18 protein-coding genes, 1 tRNA gene, 1 other RNA gene and 1 pseudogene are annotated in these 16,723 nt (G+C 72.5%); 13 read left to right on the top strand and 8 right to left on the bottom strand.

Translation table 11 applies throughout. From position 1 onward, the window contains the following. The first annotated feature begins 30 nt into the window (after positions 1-30). Together E4198_RS11650 and E4198_RS11645 are read left to right on the top strand one after the other, a co-directional pair. Positions 31-315 carry a hypothetical protein gene (locus E4198_RS11650; protein ID WP_136183092.1) on the top strand — a complete coding sequence of 95 codons (285 nt, stop codon included), beginning with the start codon at positions 31-33 and terminating at the stop codon, positions 313-315. Then, positions 297-710, top strand: coding sequence for a DNA-binding protein (locus E4198_RS11645; RefSeq protein ID WP_136183091.1), 414 nt, complete (start codon positions 297-299; stop codon positions 708-710). Before E4198_RS11650 ends, E4198_RS11645 begins: the two co-directional genes overlap by 19 nt. Before the next feature lie 132 nt (positions 711-842). Here E4198_RS11645 and E4198_RS11640 read toward each other — a convergent pair. Beyond that, positions 843-927 (bottom strand) — tRNA-Ser (locus E4198_RS11640). Between the two features lie 121 nt (positions 928-1,048). Between E4198_RS11640 and ffs the strand changes: the two genes are divergently transcribed. The 5 genes and pseudogenes from ffs to E4198_RS11615 all read left to right on the top strand — a co-directional run bounded on the left by ffs (position 1,049) and on the right by E4198_RS11615 (position 5,864). Continuing rightward, positions 1,049-1,143, top strand: an RNA gene (gene ffs, locus E4198_RS11635) — signal recognition particle sRNA small type. 78 nt (positions 1,144-1,221) lie between these two features. Further along, complete coding sequence (locus E4198_RS11630; protein ID WP_136183090.1) at positions 1,222-3,762, top strand: DNA polymerase III subunit gamma and tau; 2,541 nt, start codon at positions 1,222-1,224, stop codon at positions 3,760-3,762. A 244-nt stretch (positions 3,763-4,006) separates the two neighbouring features. Next, the gene (locus tag E4198_RS11625; RefSeq protein ID WP_078529457.1) at positions 4,007-4,342 is read left to right on the top strand and encodes a YbaB/EbfC family nucleoid-associated protein; all 336 of its coding nucleotides are present in this window, start codon (positions 4,007-4,009) and stop codon (positions 4,340-4,342) included. 256 nt (positions 4,343-4,598) lie between these two features. Further along, positions 4,599-5,197, top strand: a pseudogene (gene recR / locus E4198_RS11620) (recombination mediator RecR). After that, a complete protein-coding gene (locus E4198_RS11615) occupies positions 5,190-5,864 on the top strand; it encodes a DUF5063 domain-containing protein (RefSeq protein ID WP_136183089.1) in 675 nt (224 codons plus the stop codon). The pseudogene recR and the gene E4198_RS11615 overlap by 8 nt, the downstream one beginning before the upstream one ends. An 85-nt stretch (positions 5,865-5,949) precedes the next feature. On the opposite strand, the gene E4198_RS11610 is transcribed toward E4198_RS11615, so the two are convergent. The 3 genes from E4198_RS11610 to E4198_RS11600 form a co-directional block, all read right to left on the bottom strand. Then, complete coding sequence (locus E4198_RS11610; protein WP_136183088.1) at positions 5,950-6,417, bottom strand: VOC family protein; 468 nt, start codon at positions 6,415-6,417, stop codon at positions 5,950-5,952. Beyond that, positions 6,414-7,340 carry a helix-turn-helix domain-containing protein gene (locus E4198_RS11605; RefSeq protein WP_247597639.1) on the bottom strand — a complete coding sequence of 309 codons (927 nt, stop codon included), beginning with the start codon at positions 7,338-7,340 and terminating at the stop codon, positions 6,414-6,416. Before E4198_RS11605 ends, E4198_RS11610 begins: the two co-directional genes overlap by 4 nt. Before the next feature lie 185 nt (positions 7,341-7,525). Next, on the bottom strand, positions 7,526-8,179 hold the full coding sequence (locus E4198_RS11600; RefSeq protein ID WP_136183087.1) for a TetR/AcrR family transcriptional regulator: 654 nt from the start codon (positions 8,177-8,179) through the stop codon (positions 7,526-7,528). 107 nt (positions 8,180-8,286) lie between these two features. Here E4198_RS11600 and E4198_RS11595 point away from each other — a divergent pair, with 107 nt between their 5' ends. From E4198_RS11595 to snpA, 5 genes are all read left to right on the top strand, one after another. After that, positions 8,287-9,360: an FAD-dependent monooxygenase gene (locus tag E4198_RS11595; RefSeq protein ID WP_136183086.1), complete on the top strand. Its 1,074-nt coding sequence runs from the start codon at positions 8,287-8,289 to the stop codon at positions 9,358-9,360. 113 nt (positions 9,361-9,473) lie between these two features. Then, entirely contained in the window at positions 9,474-9,782 is a 309-nt protein-coding gene (locus E4198_RS11590; protein ID WP_136183085.1) for a type VII secretion target, read from the top strand. Next, on the top strand, positions 9,782-10,732 hold the full coding sequence (locus tag E4198_RS11585) for a WXG100 family type VII secretion target (protein WP_247597905.1): 951 nt from the start codon (positions 9,782-9,784) through the stop codon (positions 10,730-10,732). The genes E4198_RS11590 and E4198_RS11585 overlap by 1 nt, the downstream gene beginning before the upstream one ends. 19 nt (positions 10,733-10,751) lie before the next feature. Further along, entirely contained in the window at positions 10,752-11,348 is a 597-nt protein-coding gene (locus E4198_RS11580; protein ID WP_136183083.1) for a hypothetical protein, read from the top strand. An 843-nt stretch (positions 11,349-12,191) separates the two neighbouring features. Then, positions 12,192-12,887, top strand: coding sequence for a snapalysin (gene snpA / locus E4198_RS11575; RefSeq protein WP_136183082.1), 696 nt, complete (start codon positions 12,192-12,194; stop codon positions 12,885-12,887). Between the two features lie 94 nt (positions 12,888-12,981). Here snpA and E4198_RS11570 read toward each other — a convergent pair whose 3' ends face one another. The 3 genes from E4198_RS11570 to E4198_RS11560 form a co-directional block, all read right to left on the bottom strand. Then, positions 12,982-13,362: a VOC family protein gene (locus E4198_RS11570; RefSeq protein WP_136183081.1), complete on the bottom strand. Its 381-nt coding sequence runs from the start codon at positions 13,360-13,362 to the stop codon at positions 12,982-12,984. 126 nt (positions 13,363-13,488) lie between these two features. Next, positions 13,489-14,007: an MFS transporter gene (locus E4198_RS11565; protein WP_348771323.1), complete on the bottom strand. Its 519-nt coding sequence runs from the start codon at positions 14,005-14,007 to the stop codon at positions 13,489-13,491. Beyond that, positions 13,935-14,759, bottom strand: coding sequence for an MFS transporter (locus tag E4198_RS11560; RefSeq protein ID WP_168711418.1), 825 nt, complete (start codon positions 14,757-14,759; stop codon positions 13,935-13,937). Before E4198_RS11560 ends, E4198_RS11565 begins: the two co-directional genes overlap by 73 nt. A gap of 191 nt (positions 14,760-14,950) precedes the next feature. On the opposite strand from E4198_RS11560, the gene E4198_RS11555 reads away from it, so the two are divergent. Next, entirely contained in the window at positions 14,951-15,778 is an 828-nt protein-coding gene (locus E4198_RS11555) for a metalloregulator ArsR/SmtB family transcription factor (protein WP_136183078.1), read from the top strand. 132 nt (positions 15,779-15,910) lie between these two features. Here the strand turns inward: E4198_RS11555 and E4198_RS11550 are convergent, their stop codons facing one another. Continuing rightward, positions 15,911-16,357, bottom strand: coding sequence for a nitroreductase family deazaflavin-dependent oxidoreductase (locus E4198_RS11550; protein ID WP_136183077.1), 447 nt, complete (start codon positions 16,355-16,357; stop codon positions 15,911-15,913). Between the last annotated feature and the right edge of the window lie 366 nt (positions 16,358-16,723).

Here is a 16,723-nt window from a genome sequence, read left to right as displayed (position 1 = left end):
GATTCCTACTTGTTTGATAATGTTGGCTGCGTGAGCGAGATTCCTTACGGCGTCGGCGAGGGGCCGGCCACCAGGGTCAGTCTCTCCCTCCCCGAGGGGACGGCGGAGGCGATCCGCCTACGAGTCGGCAAGCGTGAGTTCTCCGCGTTCATCACCGAAGCCGTGGAGCGCGAGCTGCGTGGTCAGATCTTGGATGAATACCTGGCCGACTACGAACGCCGTCAGGGGGCGATCTCCCAGCGCGAGCGGGAGCGGGCACGCCAGGTCTTCGACGAGGTGTTCGCCGAGGAGGGGCAGTGGCCCGCCGCAAGCTGAGCCACGAAGGCACCCTCGTTCTCGACTGCGAGGGGCTGTCGAAGTTCGTCAGTGATCACGAACCCGTCGTCGCCCTCATCGCCGAAGCCCGCAAGCGAGGCATGGAGGTGGTTATCAGCGCACTCACCATCATCGAAGCGGTGCATCGCCGGACCGACAAGGTGCGGCTGGCGTGGGCCCTGTCCGGCATGCGGATCGTGCACATCGGGGACGAGGAGGCCAGGGCCGCCTCAGTCATGCTGGGCAACGCCGGACTACATGGTCACGAATACGCCATCGACGCCGCCGTGGCCGAGATGGCGCTGCGTCAGCGCCGCCCGATCGTCATGTTCACCTCGGACATCGACGACATGTCAAAGCTCTGTGGCGAGAGAGTGCGTCTCGTCGCCGTGTAGTCGATGTCGAGTCCGCATGTCTGAAATGTGATCGAAAGTCGGTAGAAGGCGAGGCCAGAACTGAGACCACGAACTACGTAGGGCCCCACCGCCGGAGCGGTGGGGCCCTACGTTCAGCCCGGTGAGGCTGGGCGGAGGATACGAGATTCGAACTCGTGAGGGGTTGCCCCCAACACGCTTTCCAAGCGTGCGCCCTAGGCCACTAGGCGAATCCTCCGCCGCAAACCATACAAGACGTCGAGGGGTGCTCGCGAACCCGCTCCGCGGAGTCGGCCGGTTGGGTCCGGAGGGATGGGTGGGCGGTTCGTTCGCAGCTCGGGGCATCGGGTAGGCTGAGCGCAGCCCCTCACGTGGCGCTAACTCTCTGAACTCCCCCAGGGCCGGAAGGCAGCAAGGGTAGGGGGGCTCTGGCGGGTGCGTGAGGGGCGCCTTGCGTTCTGGTCACGGCGTCCGCGCGCCGCTGTGTCCTCGGGGTTCCTGTGATGTCGGTGGGGGCCGATATCGTCGGGGTGTGTCGTCCCTCGCTCTGTATCGCCGCTACCGCCCGGAGACCTTCACCGAGGTCATCGGGCAGGAGCATGTCACCGACCCGCTGCAGCAGGCGCTGCGCAACAACCGGGTCAATCACGCGTATCTCTTCAGCGGGCCGCGCGGCTGCGGCAAGACGACCAGCGCGCGCATCCTCGCCCGCTGCCTGAACTGCGAGCAGGGCCCTACGCCGACGCCGTGCGGCGGGTGCCGGTCCTGCCTGGACCTGGCGCGCAACGGGCCCGGGTCGATCGACGTGATCGAGATCGACGCCGCCTCGCACGGCGGTGTGGACGACGCCCGTGAGCTGCGCGAGAAGGCGTTCTTCGGGCCGGCCTCCAGTCGTTACAAGATCTACATCATCGACGAGGCGCACATGGTCACCCCGGCGGGCTTCAACGCCCTGCTGAAGGTGGTCGAGGAGCCGCCGGAGCACCTCAAGTTCATCTTCGCGACGACGGAGCCGGAGAAGGTCATCGGCACCATCCGGTCGCGTACGCACCACTATCCGTTCCGGCTGGTGCCGCCCGGGACGTTGCGGGACTACCTGTCGGCGGTGTGCGAGCGTGAGGCGATCCCGGTGGACGAGGCCGTCCTGCCGCTCGCGGTGCGCGCGGGTGCCGGATCCGTACGTGACTCGATGTCCGTGATGGACCAGCTGCTGGCCGGGGCCGGTGAGGACGGCGTGACGTACGCCATGGCCACCGCGCTGCTCGGCTACACGGACGGCGCGCTGCTGGACGAGGTCGTGGAGGCGTTCGCGGGCGGCGACGGGGCGTCGGCCTTCGAGATCGTGGACCGCGTGATCGAGGGCGGCCACGACCCGCGCCGCTTCGTGGCCGACCTCCTGGAGCGTCTGCGTGACCTGGTGATCCTCGCGGCGGTGCCGGACGCGGCGGAGAAGGGGCTGATCGACGCGCCGGTGGACGTGGTGGAGCGGATGGTCGACCAGGCGCGGAAGTTCGGCGCGGCGGAGCTGAGCCGTGCGGCGGACCTGGTGAACAGCGGCCTGACCGAGATGCGGGGTGCGACCTCCCCGCGGCTGCAACTGGAGCTGATCTGCGCCCGCGTGCTGCTGCCCGCGACGTACGCGGACGAGCAGTCGGTGCAGGCGCGCCTGGACCGACTGGAGCGCGGCGCCACGGTGGCGGGGGCCGGTGGTCCGGTGGCGGGCCTCGCACCGGCCGCGGCGGGCGGTGCGCCGGGAGCGCCCGCAGTGGCCGGGCCGGCAGCGGCGCGTGCCGCGCTGGGCGGTCCGGCCGCGGGGCCGCCGCAGGCGGAAGCCCCGAGCGGGCAGGCACCGCAGCCGCACGCGCCGCAGGGACCGGTGCACCAGGGCGGTGCGTCGGGGCAGCCCGCCCAGGCGGCCGAAGCGGACGAGGGGGAGGTCGGCCCCGACGGGTGGCCGGTCGGAGCCGCACCCGCCGCAGGCCCGCAGCAGGGGCGCCGCTCCGGTGCCTCCCCCGCTGGGGGCACGGCGCCGCAGGAGGCCGGTGGCCCGGGGGCGCGTGGCCCGGGCGCCGGGACGCCGGCACGGCGTCCCGGCGCGTGGCCGACGGGCACCGGGCCCGCCGAGGGCGCTCAGGAACCACGGCAGCCACAGCAGCCCAAGCAGCAGGCGGAGCGGCGACCGGGAGAGTGGCCCGGCGCGGGAGGGGGTGCGGGCTCCACGGCCCCGTCCGCCGAGGCCGCCCCGGAGCAGGGGCAGGCGGCCGGGCCGCCCGCAGCACAGCCGCAGCAGTCCCAGCCACCTGGGGCGGGGCAGCAGCCGCAGCAGTCCCAGCAGCCTCAGGCGCCGTCCCAGGACAGCGCGCAGGGCGCGGCTCAGGTGCGGCAGTTGTGGCCGCAGATCCTCGAGGCGGTCAAGAACCGTCGCCGCTTCACCTGGATCCTCCTCAGCCAGAACGCCCAGGTCGTCGGCTTCGACGGCACGACGCTCCAGGTCGGGTTCTCCACCTCCGGTGCGCGGGACAGCTTCGCGAACGGCGGCAGCGTCGAGGTGCTCGTGCAGGCGCTGAACGACGCGGTCGGCGTGCAGTGGAAGGTCGAAGCGGTCGTCGATCCGTCCGGCGGCGCCGGTTCCGGACCGGCGAGCGGCGGCGGCCGGGGGCCGGGACCGGGGCAGGGCGGCCACGGAGGGCCCGGAGGCGCAGGTGGTTCCGGGTGGGGCGGCGGCGGTACGTCGCCGGGCCCCGGTGCGGGAGCGGTCCCGCACCCGTCCCCACCACCCGGCGCCGGTGACGGCGCGGGTCCCGGAGGGGGAGGTGGCGCTTCGGCCGCATCCCCGTCGGTGGGCGCGCGCCAAGCCCTGGCGTACGCCCAGACCGCGCCGGCGGGAGCGGAGGCGGGCGCGGCTCCCCGTCCGTCGGCACCGGTGGCGGCACCTGCGGCTCCACCCTCGTCCATCGAGGACGACATGCCGGCGGACGACGACGCCGACCTCGACGAGAGCGCCCTCTCGGGCTACGACCTGATCGTGCGCGAACTGGGCGCCACGGTGATCGAGGAGATCCCGCACGACTGACGGGCTCGTGCCGGTCAGCCGGATGAGTCTCCCGGGCGGGCCGTGCAGCGGGTCGTGCGCCACGCCACCTGCAGTCCGGGCCGGGTGCGGGGTCGCGCGGGGGAGTCGGCCCACCGAGTCGGCGTGCCCGCTCCGGGCGCGGGGGCGCGGCGTCGGCGGGCGGCTGGTGGGGAGGGCCGCGAACGCGGCGCCGAACACGTAGGCTCGGGCGCGTACACATGTCCTCGACGACCAGGAGCCAGTCGTGATTCCCGGTGGTGGCCAGCCCGACATGCAGCAGCTGCTGCAGCAGGCGCAGAAGATGCAGCAGGACCTCGCGGCGGCGCAGGAGGAGCTCGCGCAGGCCCACGTCGAGGGGTCGGCGGGCGGTGGTCTGGTCAAGGCGACGGTCAATGGTTCCGGTGAGCTCCAGGGTCTGGTGATCGATCCCGGGGCCGTGGACCCGCAGGACACGGAGACCCTTGCCGACCTGGTGGTCGCCGCCGTGCGGGACGCGAACAACGAGGCCCAGGAGCTGGCGCAGCAGAAGCTCGGCCCGCTGGCACAGGGGCTGGGTGGCATGCCGGGCATGCCCTTCTGACGGCCGCACGGGGTGACGTACGCGCGTCCGTGCCGGCGGCACCGCCGCGTGGGCGCCGCGTCGTCCCCTCCTGGTCCTCCGCTTCGGTGCCACGCCGGACGCCCCCTGCGTGAAGCGTGCCCCGGGCCGCCCGGGTGACCTGCGGCGGTCCGGTACGACAACCGCCGATGCGGTAGCAGCCGCGGGCCGCGGGCGACTACCGTACGGCGTACGGCAGAGCCGGGAGTCGGTTCCCGGGGAGTGAGAGCAGGCATCCGTGTACGAAGGCGTGGTCCAGGACCTCATCGACGAGTTGGGCAGGCTGCCCGGCGTCGGTCCGAAGAGCGCGCAGCGGATCGCCTTCCATATCCTCCAGGCGGAGCCGACCGATGTCCGGCGCCTCGCGTCGGCCCTCACCGAGGTGAAGGAGAAGGTCCGCTTCTGCGCGGTCTGCGGCAACGTCGCGCAGGCCGAGCAGTGCCGGGTCTGCCAGGACCCGCGCCGCGACCCCGCGCTGATCTGCGTGGTGGAGGAGCCGAAGGACGTCGTCGCGATCGAGCGGACCCGGGAGTTCCGCGGCCGGTACCACGTGCTGGGCGGGGCGATCAGTCCGATCGAGGGCGTGGGCCCGGACGATCTGCGTATCCGTGAGCTGATGACCAGGCTCGCGGACGGTTCGGTGACGGAGTTGATCCTGGCCACCGACCCCAATCTGGAGGGCGAGGCCACGGCCACGTACCTCGCGCGCCTGGTCTCCGCGATGGGCCTCAAGGTCACCCGCCTGGCCAGCGGCCTCCCCGTCGGGGGGATCTCGAATACGCTGACGAGGTCACGCTGGGGCGGGCCTTCGAGGGGAGGCGAACGCTGGATGTCTGACGCCACGCTCAACTCGATCAAGGACGACCCGAACGACTTCGCCGTGCAGATCTCCGACCAGGTCGAGAGCTTCCTCGTCTCGGTCGTGGAGGTCGCCAAGGGCGACGAGCCGGACAGCGCCGTCCCGTACCTGCTGCTGGAGCTGTCTCAACTGCTCCTGGCGGGGGGCCGGTTGGGCGCGCACGAGGACATCGTTCCCGAGGAGCGCTACGAGCCGGACATCGGTCCGGAGGCGGACGTGGACGAGCTGCGCGAGCGCCTCGCGGGCCTGCTGGAGCACGTCGACGTCTACACCGAGGTCTTCGACCCGTACGAGCCGCACAAGGCTCCGGTGGCCTGCCGGATCTCCGACGACGTGGCGAACATCGTGGCCGACCTGCGGCACGGCATGGCCCACTACCGCGCGGGTCGCGTCAGCGAGGCCCTGTGGTGGTGGCAGTTCTCCTACCTCACCAGCTGGGGTACGGCCGCCTCGGCGTCGCTGCGGGCACTCCAGTCGCTGGTGGCGCACGTGCGGCTGAACCAGCCGCTGGGTGCGCTGGACGGGCTGGACACCGACAGCGACACCGAGAGCTACGACGGTGAGCTGGAGGCGGAGGCTGGTGCGGTGATGGCCGCGGAGATCGGTGAGCCGCTGGGCATCCGGCCGAACGGCAGCCCGGCCTGACCAGCGGGTGGGCCGGACCGTCCCGAACGGCCCGGCCCGGCCCGCCGGATCAGCCCGGCCTGTGCTCCCGCCGTCGCCCCGGCCCTCAGCCCTGCCCGGCCGGCGGCACGGGCTCGCCGCGGTATACCCCGAAGCACCAGAGGTTGCCCTCGGGGTCGGTGATCGTGAAGTCGCGGTTGCCGTAGTCCTGGTCGGTGAGGTCGCGCCCGATGGTGACCCCGGCCGCCTTGACCCGTGCGTACAGGCCGTCGACATCGTCGGTGACCACGTAGGCGCCGAAGGTGCCGGGCGTCACGTTCCACTCGCCGTCGGGCTTGTGGGAGCCGAGCATCACGCCGCCGCCCTCGGGCCAGCTGAGCTGGGCGTGCGCGACCCGGTCGCCGTCGGTGTAGACGGCGGTGCGGTGGAAGCCGATCTTCTCCACTAGGAAGTCGATCAGGCCGAGCGCGTCACGCGCCGCGAGGGTGGGCCAGACGGTCGGCGCGGGGGCCTGAGGTGTGGGCTCTCCGGTCTGCGGTGTGCCGGTCTCGGTGCCGGTGTGCTGTGCGTTCATGCGTCCCACTCTTGGCCGTTCCGGTGCCCTCCGGCTTGGATATTCCGGCGCTCCTCGCAGATCCACCCGGTCGGGCTCAGTCCGGTGTACTGGCGGAAGTCCCGCACCAGGTGCGAGTGGTCGAAGTAGCCGCAGCGGGCGGCGATCCGCGACAGGTCGGGCGTCCGCCCCGCGGTGACGGCCTCCGTCACGGCGCGCTGCGCCCGTTCGAACCGCATCAGCCGGCTGACCTGCTTGGGCCCGGCCCCCACCTCGCGCTGGAAGAGGGTGGTGAGCTGCCGCCGGCTGAGCGCGACGTGCCGGGCCATGCCGTCGAGCGAGCCCGCGCCGCCGTGCCAGGCCATCCAGCGCCAGGCCTCCGCGATCTCCGGGCGCACCTCGGCCCGCCGTCCGGCGTCCTCCGCCTGTCGTCGCAGGTACGCGGTCAGCGTCGCGAAGCGTTCCGCCCAGCCGGACTGCTCGCCGAGCTGCTCGCGGATCTCCACGGCCCGCGCGCCGAGTACGTCTCCGCCGTCGCCCGCCAGCTGCGTGAGCTCGGCCGCGGGCATGCCGAAGAGGGCACGCGCGGCCAGCGGGTGCACCGCCAGCTGCACGCCCTCCTCGTGGGACGGCTGCACGACGTACGCCGGCCGCTGGTGCAGGCCGCCGAGCACGATCTCGGTCCGGTACGCGTCCGCCGAGCGGGCGTGCTCGGGAGACTCGCCGGCCACCACCGGGCCTTCGAGGGAGAAGATCAGCGTGAGGTGGGGGGACGGCAGCCCGCGGTGCAGCTGCGGTGTGGCGCCACGGCTGCGGTACCCGGTCGTCGAGGCCACCATGGCGCCGAGGGTGCGGGGGGCGCGCGCGAACTCGTACGTGCCCCCCAGCGCCGGGGGCGCGGTCGGTGCGGCAGCGGTCGTGGCGCTGCGACGGCCGGAGCCCATGGGGCCAGTATGCGCGCCGCCCCTGACAGCCGCCGCCGGCAGTCGCCGCGCCCGGCGGCCCGTCCGGCTCGGGCGCCGGTACGGCTCCACGCGGGCACGTCCGCATGGCCGGCGACCTGCCGTCGCGCGGCCCTTCGGGGAGAGGACCGGCGGCATGGCCCAGCCACGTGTTCAGGCCGGCGAACTCAGGCCGTGGCGGGGGCCGCTCCGGCACGGCCGCCGGGTGCGTCGCCCGCCGACTCGGGGAGCATGGCGCGCACCGCCGTACGGATGCTCGGCAGCGGGTCGAAGCCGTCCTCCGGCAGGGCCACCTGCTGGAACATCAGCCCTTCGAGCAGGGCGGCCAGGGCCCGGCTGTGTTCCTCGGGCTGGGGGGAGCCCATCGCCTTGAGGACGCGGGCGCCCCAGTCGAGGAGCGAGGCGTGGCCGCGGCGCAGCGCCTCGCCGACCGCGGGGCGCGCGATGGCCTCCAGCGTGAGGGCGTACCGGGCGGTGGTGCGGTGCCTGCCCGGCCCGACCAGGTGCCGGACGAGCCCCTCCAGTGCGGTGGCCAGTTCTTCGGGACCGTCCGGGACCGAGGGGTCGTCGGGTGCCGGGGTCCCGGTGGGCGCGGCCGGGAGGGTGCCGACGCCGCGCTCCCAGTCCTCGCGGTCCAGGGCTTCGAGGTGCGCCACGATGCCGTCGAGCAGTGCCTCGCGGTTCCGGAAGTGGTTGGAGGTGCTGCCCGGCGGCACGCCCGCCGTCGTGTCCACCGCCTGGTAGGTGAGCCGGCGCAGTCCCCCGGTGGCCAGCACCTCCACGGCTGCGTCCAGGACTTCTCGTCTGCGGCCGCCGCCCATCGTCGCCTCGTCTCCCTCCGTGTACCGATCTCCCCCGGAACGGAGAACTCTACGGGCGCCGGCCCGCCACGCCACTGCTCTACTATAAACGTAGTACGGTGGGGTCCATGACGCGGAGCGCACTGATCATCGGCGGCGGCATCGGCGGGCTGGCCTGCGCGGCACGGCTGGTCCAGGACGGGTGGGACGTGGAGGTGCGGGAACGTGCCGCCGGCCTGCCGCGTACCGGCACCACGCTGGGCATGTGGCCCAGCGCCCTGAGGGCTCTCGACGCCGTCGGCGCCGGCGACGAGATCCGCGCGCGCGGACACGTGCAGCGCGGCGGTGCCCTGCTGCGGCCCGACGGCCGCCGCATCGCGTCCGTCGACGTGTCCGCACGCTCGGGCACGCACGACCAGGTCCGCCTCGTCGCCCGGCCGACCCTCCTCCGCACGCTCGCCGGCCTGCTGCCCGACGGCGTCGTCCGCTTCGACGCCGAGGTCCCGGACGTCACCCTCGCCGGCGGCGCCCACGACGTGGTGATCGCCGCCGACGGGCTGGGCAGCCGTGCCCGGCAGGCGCTCTTCGGCGACGCCCACGGCATCCGGTACACGGGCGTCACCTCGTGGCGCGGCACGGTCGACGGCGCGACCGAACACGCGTCGGAGACCTGGGGCAACGCCTCGCGCTTCGGCATCACCCCGCACGAGGAGGGCCGCACGAACTGGTTCGCCTGCGTCCGGGCGCCCTGGCGGGCCGTCGCCAAGGGCGGCGATCCGGCGGCACTGCGCACCGCCTTCGGCGGTTGGCACGCGGACGTGCGGCGCGTGCTCGACGCGGTCGAGAAGGCGGGCGGCGAGGACGTGCTGCGGCACGACCTGTGCGACCTGGAACGGCCGTTGCCGAGCTACGTGCGCGGGCGGGTGGCGCTGATCGGCGACGCGGCCCACGCGATGACGCCCGACCTCGGCCGCGGGGCGTGCGAGGCGCTGGTCGACGGCGTCACGCTGGCCCGCGAACTCGCGGTCCACCGGCACGTCGAGGACGCCCTCGCCGCCTACGACGCGCTGCGCCGCCGCCCCACGCAGCGGATCGCCCGCGCGGCGGCGGCCATGAACCGCGCTGTCCACACCCCGGGCATCGCCCCCTTCCGGAACGCGGCCCTGCGCCTCCTCCTCGGCGTCGGCAACCCGCCTGCGTAGGCGCCGTGTTCCGCGGATTGTGACGGTATCCGCACATGACCGTCGCCTCTTCGCCCCGACGGGCCGTCTAGCGTCGGGCATGACGACCGGAACAGGGCGACGGGGGAGCAACGGTGTCTGCGCAGTTCGAGGTGGAGCCTGAGGCTCTGCGGACCTACGCGAGGAACGTGGGCAAGGAAGTCGAGCGGATCCGGCGCATCCGCAACAGGATCGACGGGGTGACGCTGTCGCCCGGGGCCTTCGGGAAGCTCCCCGAGTCGGACGACCTGGCGACCGACTACGAGAAGCAGCGCACCGACGGGCTGGAAGACCTCAAGGACGCGGCCTCCACGCTGGAGGACCTCGTGGACGCGGTGAAGGACACCGCCAAGGCGTACGACCGGACCGAGGACGACGTCGACGTGACCTTCGGCGGTCGGTGATGGACCTACTCGGCAAGCTCGGGATCAGCATCTCCGGGCCGTTCTCCGACGTACTGGACGAAGCGGTGCGCGGGATCATCGCGCAGTTCGGACTCGAGGACGACCTGGAGAAGGTGTCCGGCGACAACGAACGGCTCATGGAGGTCGCCGGGGACTACCGCGAAGCCGCCCGCGACCTGCGCGGAGTCGTCGACGACCTCAAGTTCGAGCGCAAGCGCCTGAACGGCAAGTGGGCCGGGGAGGCCGCGGACGCCTTCCACGACCAGATGGGCGCCTACGAGGACGCCCTCTCGGGCGAGGCCGACGACATGGATCAGATCGCCGACCTGCTGCAACTGGCGGCGGAGGCCTGCGCCGAGGCCGAGCAGCTGATGATCGACCTGATCGTGGAGATCGTCCAGGCCGTCATCGCGGCGGCCGCGACGACGGCCGTCCTGTCCTTTCTCACGGCGGGGGCGGCCGCCGTCATCGGCCCCCTGGTCACCGCCGCGGGGGTCGCGCACAAGGCGATGAAGGCCGTCCGCATCACGGCCAAGCTGGCCGACACGCTGTCCGACCTGGCGAAGCGGATGCAGGCGCTGCGCAAGATGGCGAAGCTGCGCAGGACACTCAGGGCCTTCAACGACAAGAAGAACCCGATGAGTCACCGCAACGCGCTCAAGCGCTATCGCGGGAAGTTCGACGACATCGAGGGTGGCTCGATGAGCGATCTGCGGGACGCGGGCGCGTACTGGCTGGCGAAGCGCACGGTGAAGAAGGAAGTCGTGTACCCGCTGCTCGGTGTCGAGACCGGTGACGTGATCAAGGAGGGCTATGCGACCTACGGCCCCGAGGGAGCCCCCGGCGTCGCGCCGAAACAGCCCCTCCCGCAGGATGAATCGAGCAGGTTCGAAGACCGTATGAACGACGGGCTCTCGCCCAAACAGAAGGTTGAGAACGACTTCGGCTGATGGTTGAGCAGAGAGTGTGATGAGCGAAAAGACCGATCAGAGCGCGCAGGATTTCGGCCACCAGATCGAAAAGGCATTGGCGGGCGTGGACCGGCCGGTGGTCTTCGGCCTCAGCAGTGTTTCGCAGCGCGTGAGAACACCACCGCGCCGCCGATGGCCGAACCCGTCGGTGATCCGGAAGCGGAAGAAGACTTTCGGGGACCGGGTCTTCTCCTTCGTCGTCACGCCCGTCTACTACCTCAGCGACCCCATCGGGACGATCTACGACTGGCTCGTGAGCAGGCTGTCCTTCTGGCGGAAGCGTGCACTGCGCGGCGGCTGGGGAAGTATCGCCGGGTCACTTCTCGCGGCGCACAAGGCCGCGACCCGTCGCCTCCTGGTGTCGGGCCAAGTCGGGCTGCATCTCGTGTACGTCGGCGAGCTGGGCTCGGAGACGGGCTGGTCCGTGACGCGGGAGAAGGTGCGCGGTGTCGAGCACCTCGAAGGGGAAGGCGGAATGCCGCACAAGGCCACGCTCCGCTTCCACTTCACTGACGGATCCTGGGGCGACCTCGTCGTCATCGGTCCGGCGTGGCAGCAGTTGCTGTCCCAGTTTCCCGCGACCACGGACAGGTGAGCCGGGGGTGAGGGGTGCCGAGGCAGGGACCATGCGGGGCGACGGGGCGGAAGCAGACCAGGAGGTGGCTGCGCAGGTCGGTGCGGCCCTGTGCCACGTCGATGCACCCGTGGCCGTCGTGCAGGTGTCGTCCGGGATCGACGCGCGGAGGGTGCCGAAGAGGCGGAGGCCTGAGCCGACGGTGGCGGTGAAGCGGCGGAAGCAGGCCCCACCCTGGTGGGGTCGGCTGGTCCTGATCATCATCTGGGCGACCGATGTGCCGCAGGTCCTCTACGGCGCATTCGCCGACTCGCTCACCCTCCACCGCAAGCGCAGGCCGCTTCGCGGTGGTTGGCGCAGCCACGCGGCGGGCGGGCTGCTGGCTGCGTGCGACGCCGACGTGCGGAAGTACCTCGAGGTGGGTCGCTCGGGGTCCATCTCGTCTACGTCGGGGACCTCGGCTCCGAAGTCGGCTGGTCGCTGCCGCGCGAGCACGTCCGCAGCGCCGAGAGCCTGGAGAGGGAGGAGAAATGGCCGCACATGGCGAATTCCCGTCTGCACTTCGTCGACGGATCCTGGGCCGGCCTCCTCGCCTCCGGTCAGGACCGAGCGCAGCTGCTGTCCCAGTTCCCGTCCGTTTCCGGGCAGTAGCGCGCGCCGTCGGGCGTCGTTGGCCCCAGCGACCCGACGCACCCGCGCCGGGCGGTGATTGGTGCGGGCTATGACCGCCTGACATCTCCCCTCGCGGATGTGACCGGCCGCACACTCGCCGGGACATCACGTTCCAGCGCGAGGTTCGGCCGCCGCCCCACAGCCCCACCCACTCGGCGGTCGCGGCTCGCGCTCGACGAGAGGATCCCCCGCATGAGCCGCTACAGACGTTCGGCCCGCACCGTGAAGGCCCTGTCCGCCGCACTCGGACTGGGTCTGGCCGCCGCGACGATGGCCGCCGTCCCCGCCACCTCGGTCGCCGCCGCACCGGCGCCCCAGGGTGAGGGAACCTTCGCCGCCTACACCGGCGAGGGCGTCAGCGCCGAACAGCGCGCGCAGAGCAAGGCCTTCTTCGACGCCATCATGAAGAAGGCGGAGCAGCGCCAGGCCGCCGAGCCCGGCATCCAGGCCGTCACCGTCACCTACGACGACGACCAGGCCCCCTCGTTCAACTACGAGATCGACCGCAGCGCCCAGATCTGGAACGCGGCGGTCAGCAACGTCACGCTCGTCGAGGTCTCCTCCGGCGCGGACTTCGACTACTACGAGGGCAACGACCCCCGCGGCAGCTACGCCTACACCGACGGGCGCGGCCACGGGTACGTCTTCCTCGACTACCAGCAGAACCAGGTCTACGACCCGCTCCGTGTCGTCGCGCACGAGACCGGCCACGTGCTCGGTCTGCCGGACAACTACTCCGGCCCGTGCAGCGAGCTGATGTCCGGCGGCGGCCCCGGCCCGTCGTGCACCAACGCGTACCCGAACGCCAACGAGGCGTACCGGGTCGACCAGAACTTCGCCTTCGGCTTCGCGCCGGCGGCCGACAAGGGCTTCAGGACGGTCCGCTGAACAGCGTGACCTGACCTGACGAGCTCCGGCCGAGGGCCCGTGGGTGCGCACCGGTGCGCACCCACGGGCCCGACGCGTTGCCGGGCCGGTGGCCTCAGCCGCCGTAGGGGCGGGTGATGATCTCCATGTTGTGCCGGTCCGGGTCCTCCCAGTAGACGCCGCGTCCGCCGTCGTGGTGGTTGATCTCGTTCACCCGGTGGTGGAACGGGTCGGCGTAGTAGGTGAGTCCCGCGTCCTTGATACGCGCGAAGATCGCGTCGAACTCGTCCTCCGAGACGAGGAACGCGTAGTGCTGCGGCGTCACGGGACGGTCCCCGGCGTCGGCGTAGTCCAGCGCGACGCCGTTCTCCGTGACGACCGGCAGGAACGGCCCGTACTGCGGCTGCACCTCCAGGCCGAGCAGGCCGGCGAGGAACCGCGCGGACCGCTCCTTGTCTGTGGCGGCGACGATCGTGTGGTTGAGCTGCACGGGCATGACGTGTCCTTCCGGTGACCGTGTACGCCTCCAGCGTCGCGCCCCGGTTCCCTCCGGACAATCCGCCACATTGCGTGTCGCACTCCTCCCCTGGGCGTAGGCCCTGCGGAGTGCCCGGGCGCTCCGTCAACGGGACGCGCGCTCGCCACCCGGCTCCGGGACCGGCGCGGGCCGGTCGCCCCCGCCGCCGCGCAGGTGCCGGGCCCGGCCGCCGACCAGCGCGATGAGGGCGGCGCTCACGATCAGGCAGAGCAGTGCCCGGCGCAGGCCGGCCGCCGCGGAGAGAGCGCCGATCACGGCCGGTGCGGCGACGAAGGAGACGTAGCCGCACGCGGTCACCAGTGACGCGGCCGCCCCGCTCCGGGCGCCGCTGCGCCGGGCGGCGAGTGAGTACGCGATCGGCACGAGCGGCGCCGCGCCGACCCCGGCGAGGAGGAGCCCGGCCACGACGAGCGGTGCGCGGTCCGTGCTCAGCGCGAGGACGAAACCGGCGGCCGCGATCACGCCGCCACCGGCCACCACGCGCCCCTCGCCGAACGCGCCGATCAACCGGTCGGCGACCAGGCGTCCGGTCATCGTCGCCAGATGGAAGGCGCCGATGCCGACTCCGCCGACCAGCACTCCGGCATCCAGTACCTGGCGCAGGTAGAGGGAGCTGTAGCCCTCGACGGCGCCGTCGTTGAAGAACTGGAGCGTGACGATCGCGGCGGCCGCCCCACGCCGGGCAGGGCGAGGACGGCGAGCAGCCCGCGCCGCCCCGGCCGCTGCTCCCGGTCGTCGGACTCCTCGGCCGCGCCGGCCTCGGCGTCGTCCGCCGCGGGGGGCGGCGGCAGGGGCACGGCGGATCCCGCGAGGCCGAGCAGCACCAGCAGCCCGCCGGTGGCGACGAACACCGCACGGTGGCCGCCGCCGAGGCCGACCGTCGCCGCCGCCGCGAGCGCCCCCGCGGCCCCCGCACCGCTGAACACCGCGTGGAGGCGCGGCATCATCACCCGCCCGGTGCGGCGCTCGTAGTCGCCGCCGAGCACGTTGACCACTACGTCGTACAGGCTGCACAGCACCCCGAAGAGCAGGAAAAGCCCGATCATCGCGCCGTACGAACCGACCGTGCTCAGCGCGGCGAAGGCCAGCCCGGAGCCGGTGCAGCCGACCACGACACCCGTACGCCGGCCCAGGCGGTCGACGATCCGCCCGGAGACGAGGACGGACGGCACGGCGATGCAGGCCAGCGCGGTCAGCGCGGCGCCGAGGCGGGGCGCGTCCGTGCCGGTCACCCGGGCCAGGTCGGCGAGCAGCACCGCCCACACCCCGGCCTGCGCGCCCAGCAGGGCGAAGGCCGCGAAGGCGAGGCGCAGCAACCACCGATCGGCCGTCTCGGCTTCTCCGCTCCGCTTCACGTGCCCTTCCTCCGTCCTCGTGCCGCTCACGTCGGCTCGCGTACGGGGCGCACCATCCCAGCGCGGGGTGGCCCGGGGCCAGCCGTTTTCCCGGCCGCCGCCCGCCGCGGGCTCACCTTGACGTGCAGCCGAGTGGCTGCCTATCGTCAAATATGCAGCCGCACGGTTGCATGAATGGAGGCTCGGTGGGGATGGACGACGAGGTCTTCAAGGCGCTGGCGGACCCCGGCAGGCGCCGGCTGCTCGACAGTCTCAACGCCCGGAACGGGCAGAGCCTGCGCGAGCTGTGCGCGGAGCTGGACATGACCCGCCAGTCGGTCAGCAAGCACCTGGCCGTGCTGGAGGACGCCCGTCTGATCACCACGCTCCGGCGCGGCAGGGAGAAGCTGCACCACCTCAACGCCGAGCCGATCAACGCCCTCGCCGACCGCTGGATCAGCCGCTACGACCGCGAGCGGGCGCAGGCGCTCGCCGATCTGAAGACCGCACTGGAGGCCCCCGGCATGAACCGCGACGACACCGGCGACGCGTTCGTCTACACCACCTACATCGCCACCACGCCCGAGAAGCTCTGGCGGGCCCTGACCGACCCGGCGTTCACCCGCCGCTACTGGGGTGTCGAGTTCGGCACGGACTGGAAGCCCGGCTCGCAGATGACCTGGGCCGAACGCGGCCACGCCACCGCCGACCCGGAGCAGGTCGTGCTGGAGTCCGAGCCGAACCGGCGGCTGTCGTACACCTGGCACACGTTCACGCCCGAGTGGGCACAGGCCGTGGGCATCGGGACCCAGGCCATGGAACGGCTCAACGCCGAGCAGCGCTCGAAGGTGACCTTCGAGCTCACCCCCATGGACGGCCTGGTCCGGCTCACCGTCGTCCACGACGGCTTCGAGCCCGGCAGCGCCGTCCGCGGGATGATCCAGGAAGGCTGGCCCGCCCTCCTCACCGCCCTCAAGTCCCTCCTCGAGACGGGCGACGTCCCCCCGGCCCTCGCCCCCGGCGCCGGCGCACCGGACTGAACACGCGGCGTCCCGCCCGGCACCCGCCCCACGTGCCTTCGGCCGTGCTCTCCGGCACCGCCGAACGCCGTGGCCCGCGGGGGAGCGGCGGGCGGGTTGCCCGCTCCCCCGCGGGCCTCGGGACGGCAGGCGTCAGTGCGGGGCGTCGGCGCGCTCGAGGACGAAGAGGGGGATCTCGCGGTCGGTCTTCTCCTGGTACTCGGCGTAGGGCGGGAACGCCTCGACCGCGCGGCGCCACCAGACGGCCTTCTCCTCGCCGGTGACCTCGCGGGCGTGCATGTCCTGGAGGACGGCGCCGTCCTGGAGCTCGACGCGCGGGTCGGCGACGATGTTGTGGTACCAGCGCGGGTGGTCGGGCGCACCGCCGACGGAGGCGACGGCCGCGTAGGCGCCCTCGTGTTCGACCTTCATCAGCGGGGTCTTGCGGATCTTGCCGCTCTTCGCGCCGCGCGTGGTCAGGACGATGACCGGCAGGCCCTTCATCGTGGTGCCCTTGGTGCCGCCGGAACTCTCGTACAGCTCGACCTGGTCCCGCACCCACTTCGCCGGGCTCGGCTCGTACTCACCCTTCAGGGGCATGCCGTCCGTCCTCTCGTCGATGATGGTCCGCCGTGTGGAACGTGCGACGCGCTGTCACCGTTCCCCATCGCGAGGTTACGGAACGTGTGCGCCGAGGGATGTGCAGCGCGAGCGGATGCGGGCCCGGTTCCCGGCTGACGGGCGCGGTGCGGCGGCGGCCCCGGACCCGCCCCGCGATAGCGCTCCGTGAGCAGGGGAGCAACCTTCACCCGTTCGGCGCAGCGCGCCGACGCCGGGTCCACATGTGAGGTGCCGCACGTTTCCGTGTGCGGGCGGGGGCATCGGGCAGGTGAACCTTCGCTGGGCGGGTCAGACACGAGCACTCGTCCAGTTCGCTGTGTGCGCGGCCGCCTGCCGACGGCAGGC

It is taken from the genome of Streptomyces sp. RKND-216 (assembly GCF_004795255.1).
Classification (GTDB): domain Bacteria; phylum Actinomycetota; class Actinomycetes; order Streptomycetales; family Streptomycetaceae; genus Streptomyces; species Streptomyces hazeniae.
Note: the sequence above shows the minus strand (reverse complement) of the source record. Positions and strands in the feature narration are given on the sequence as shown.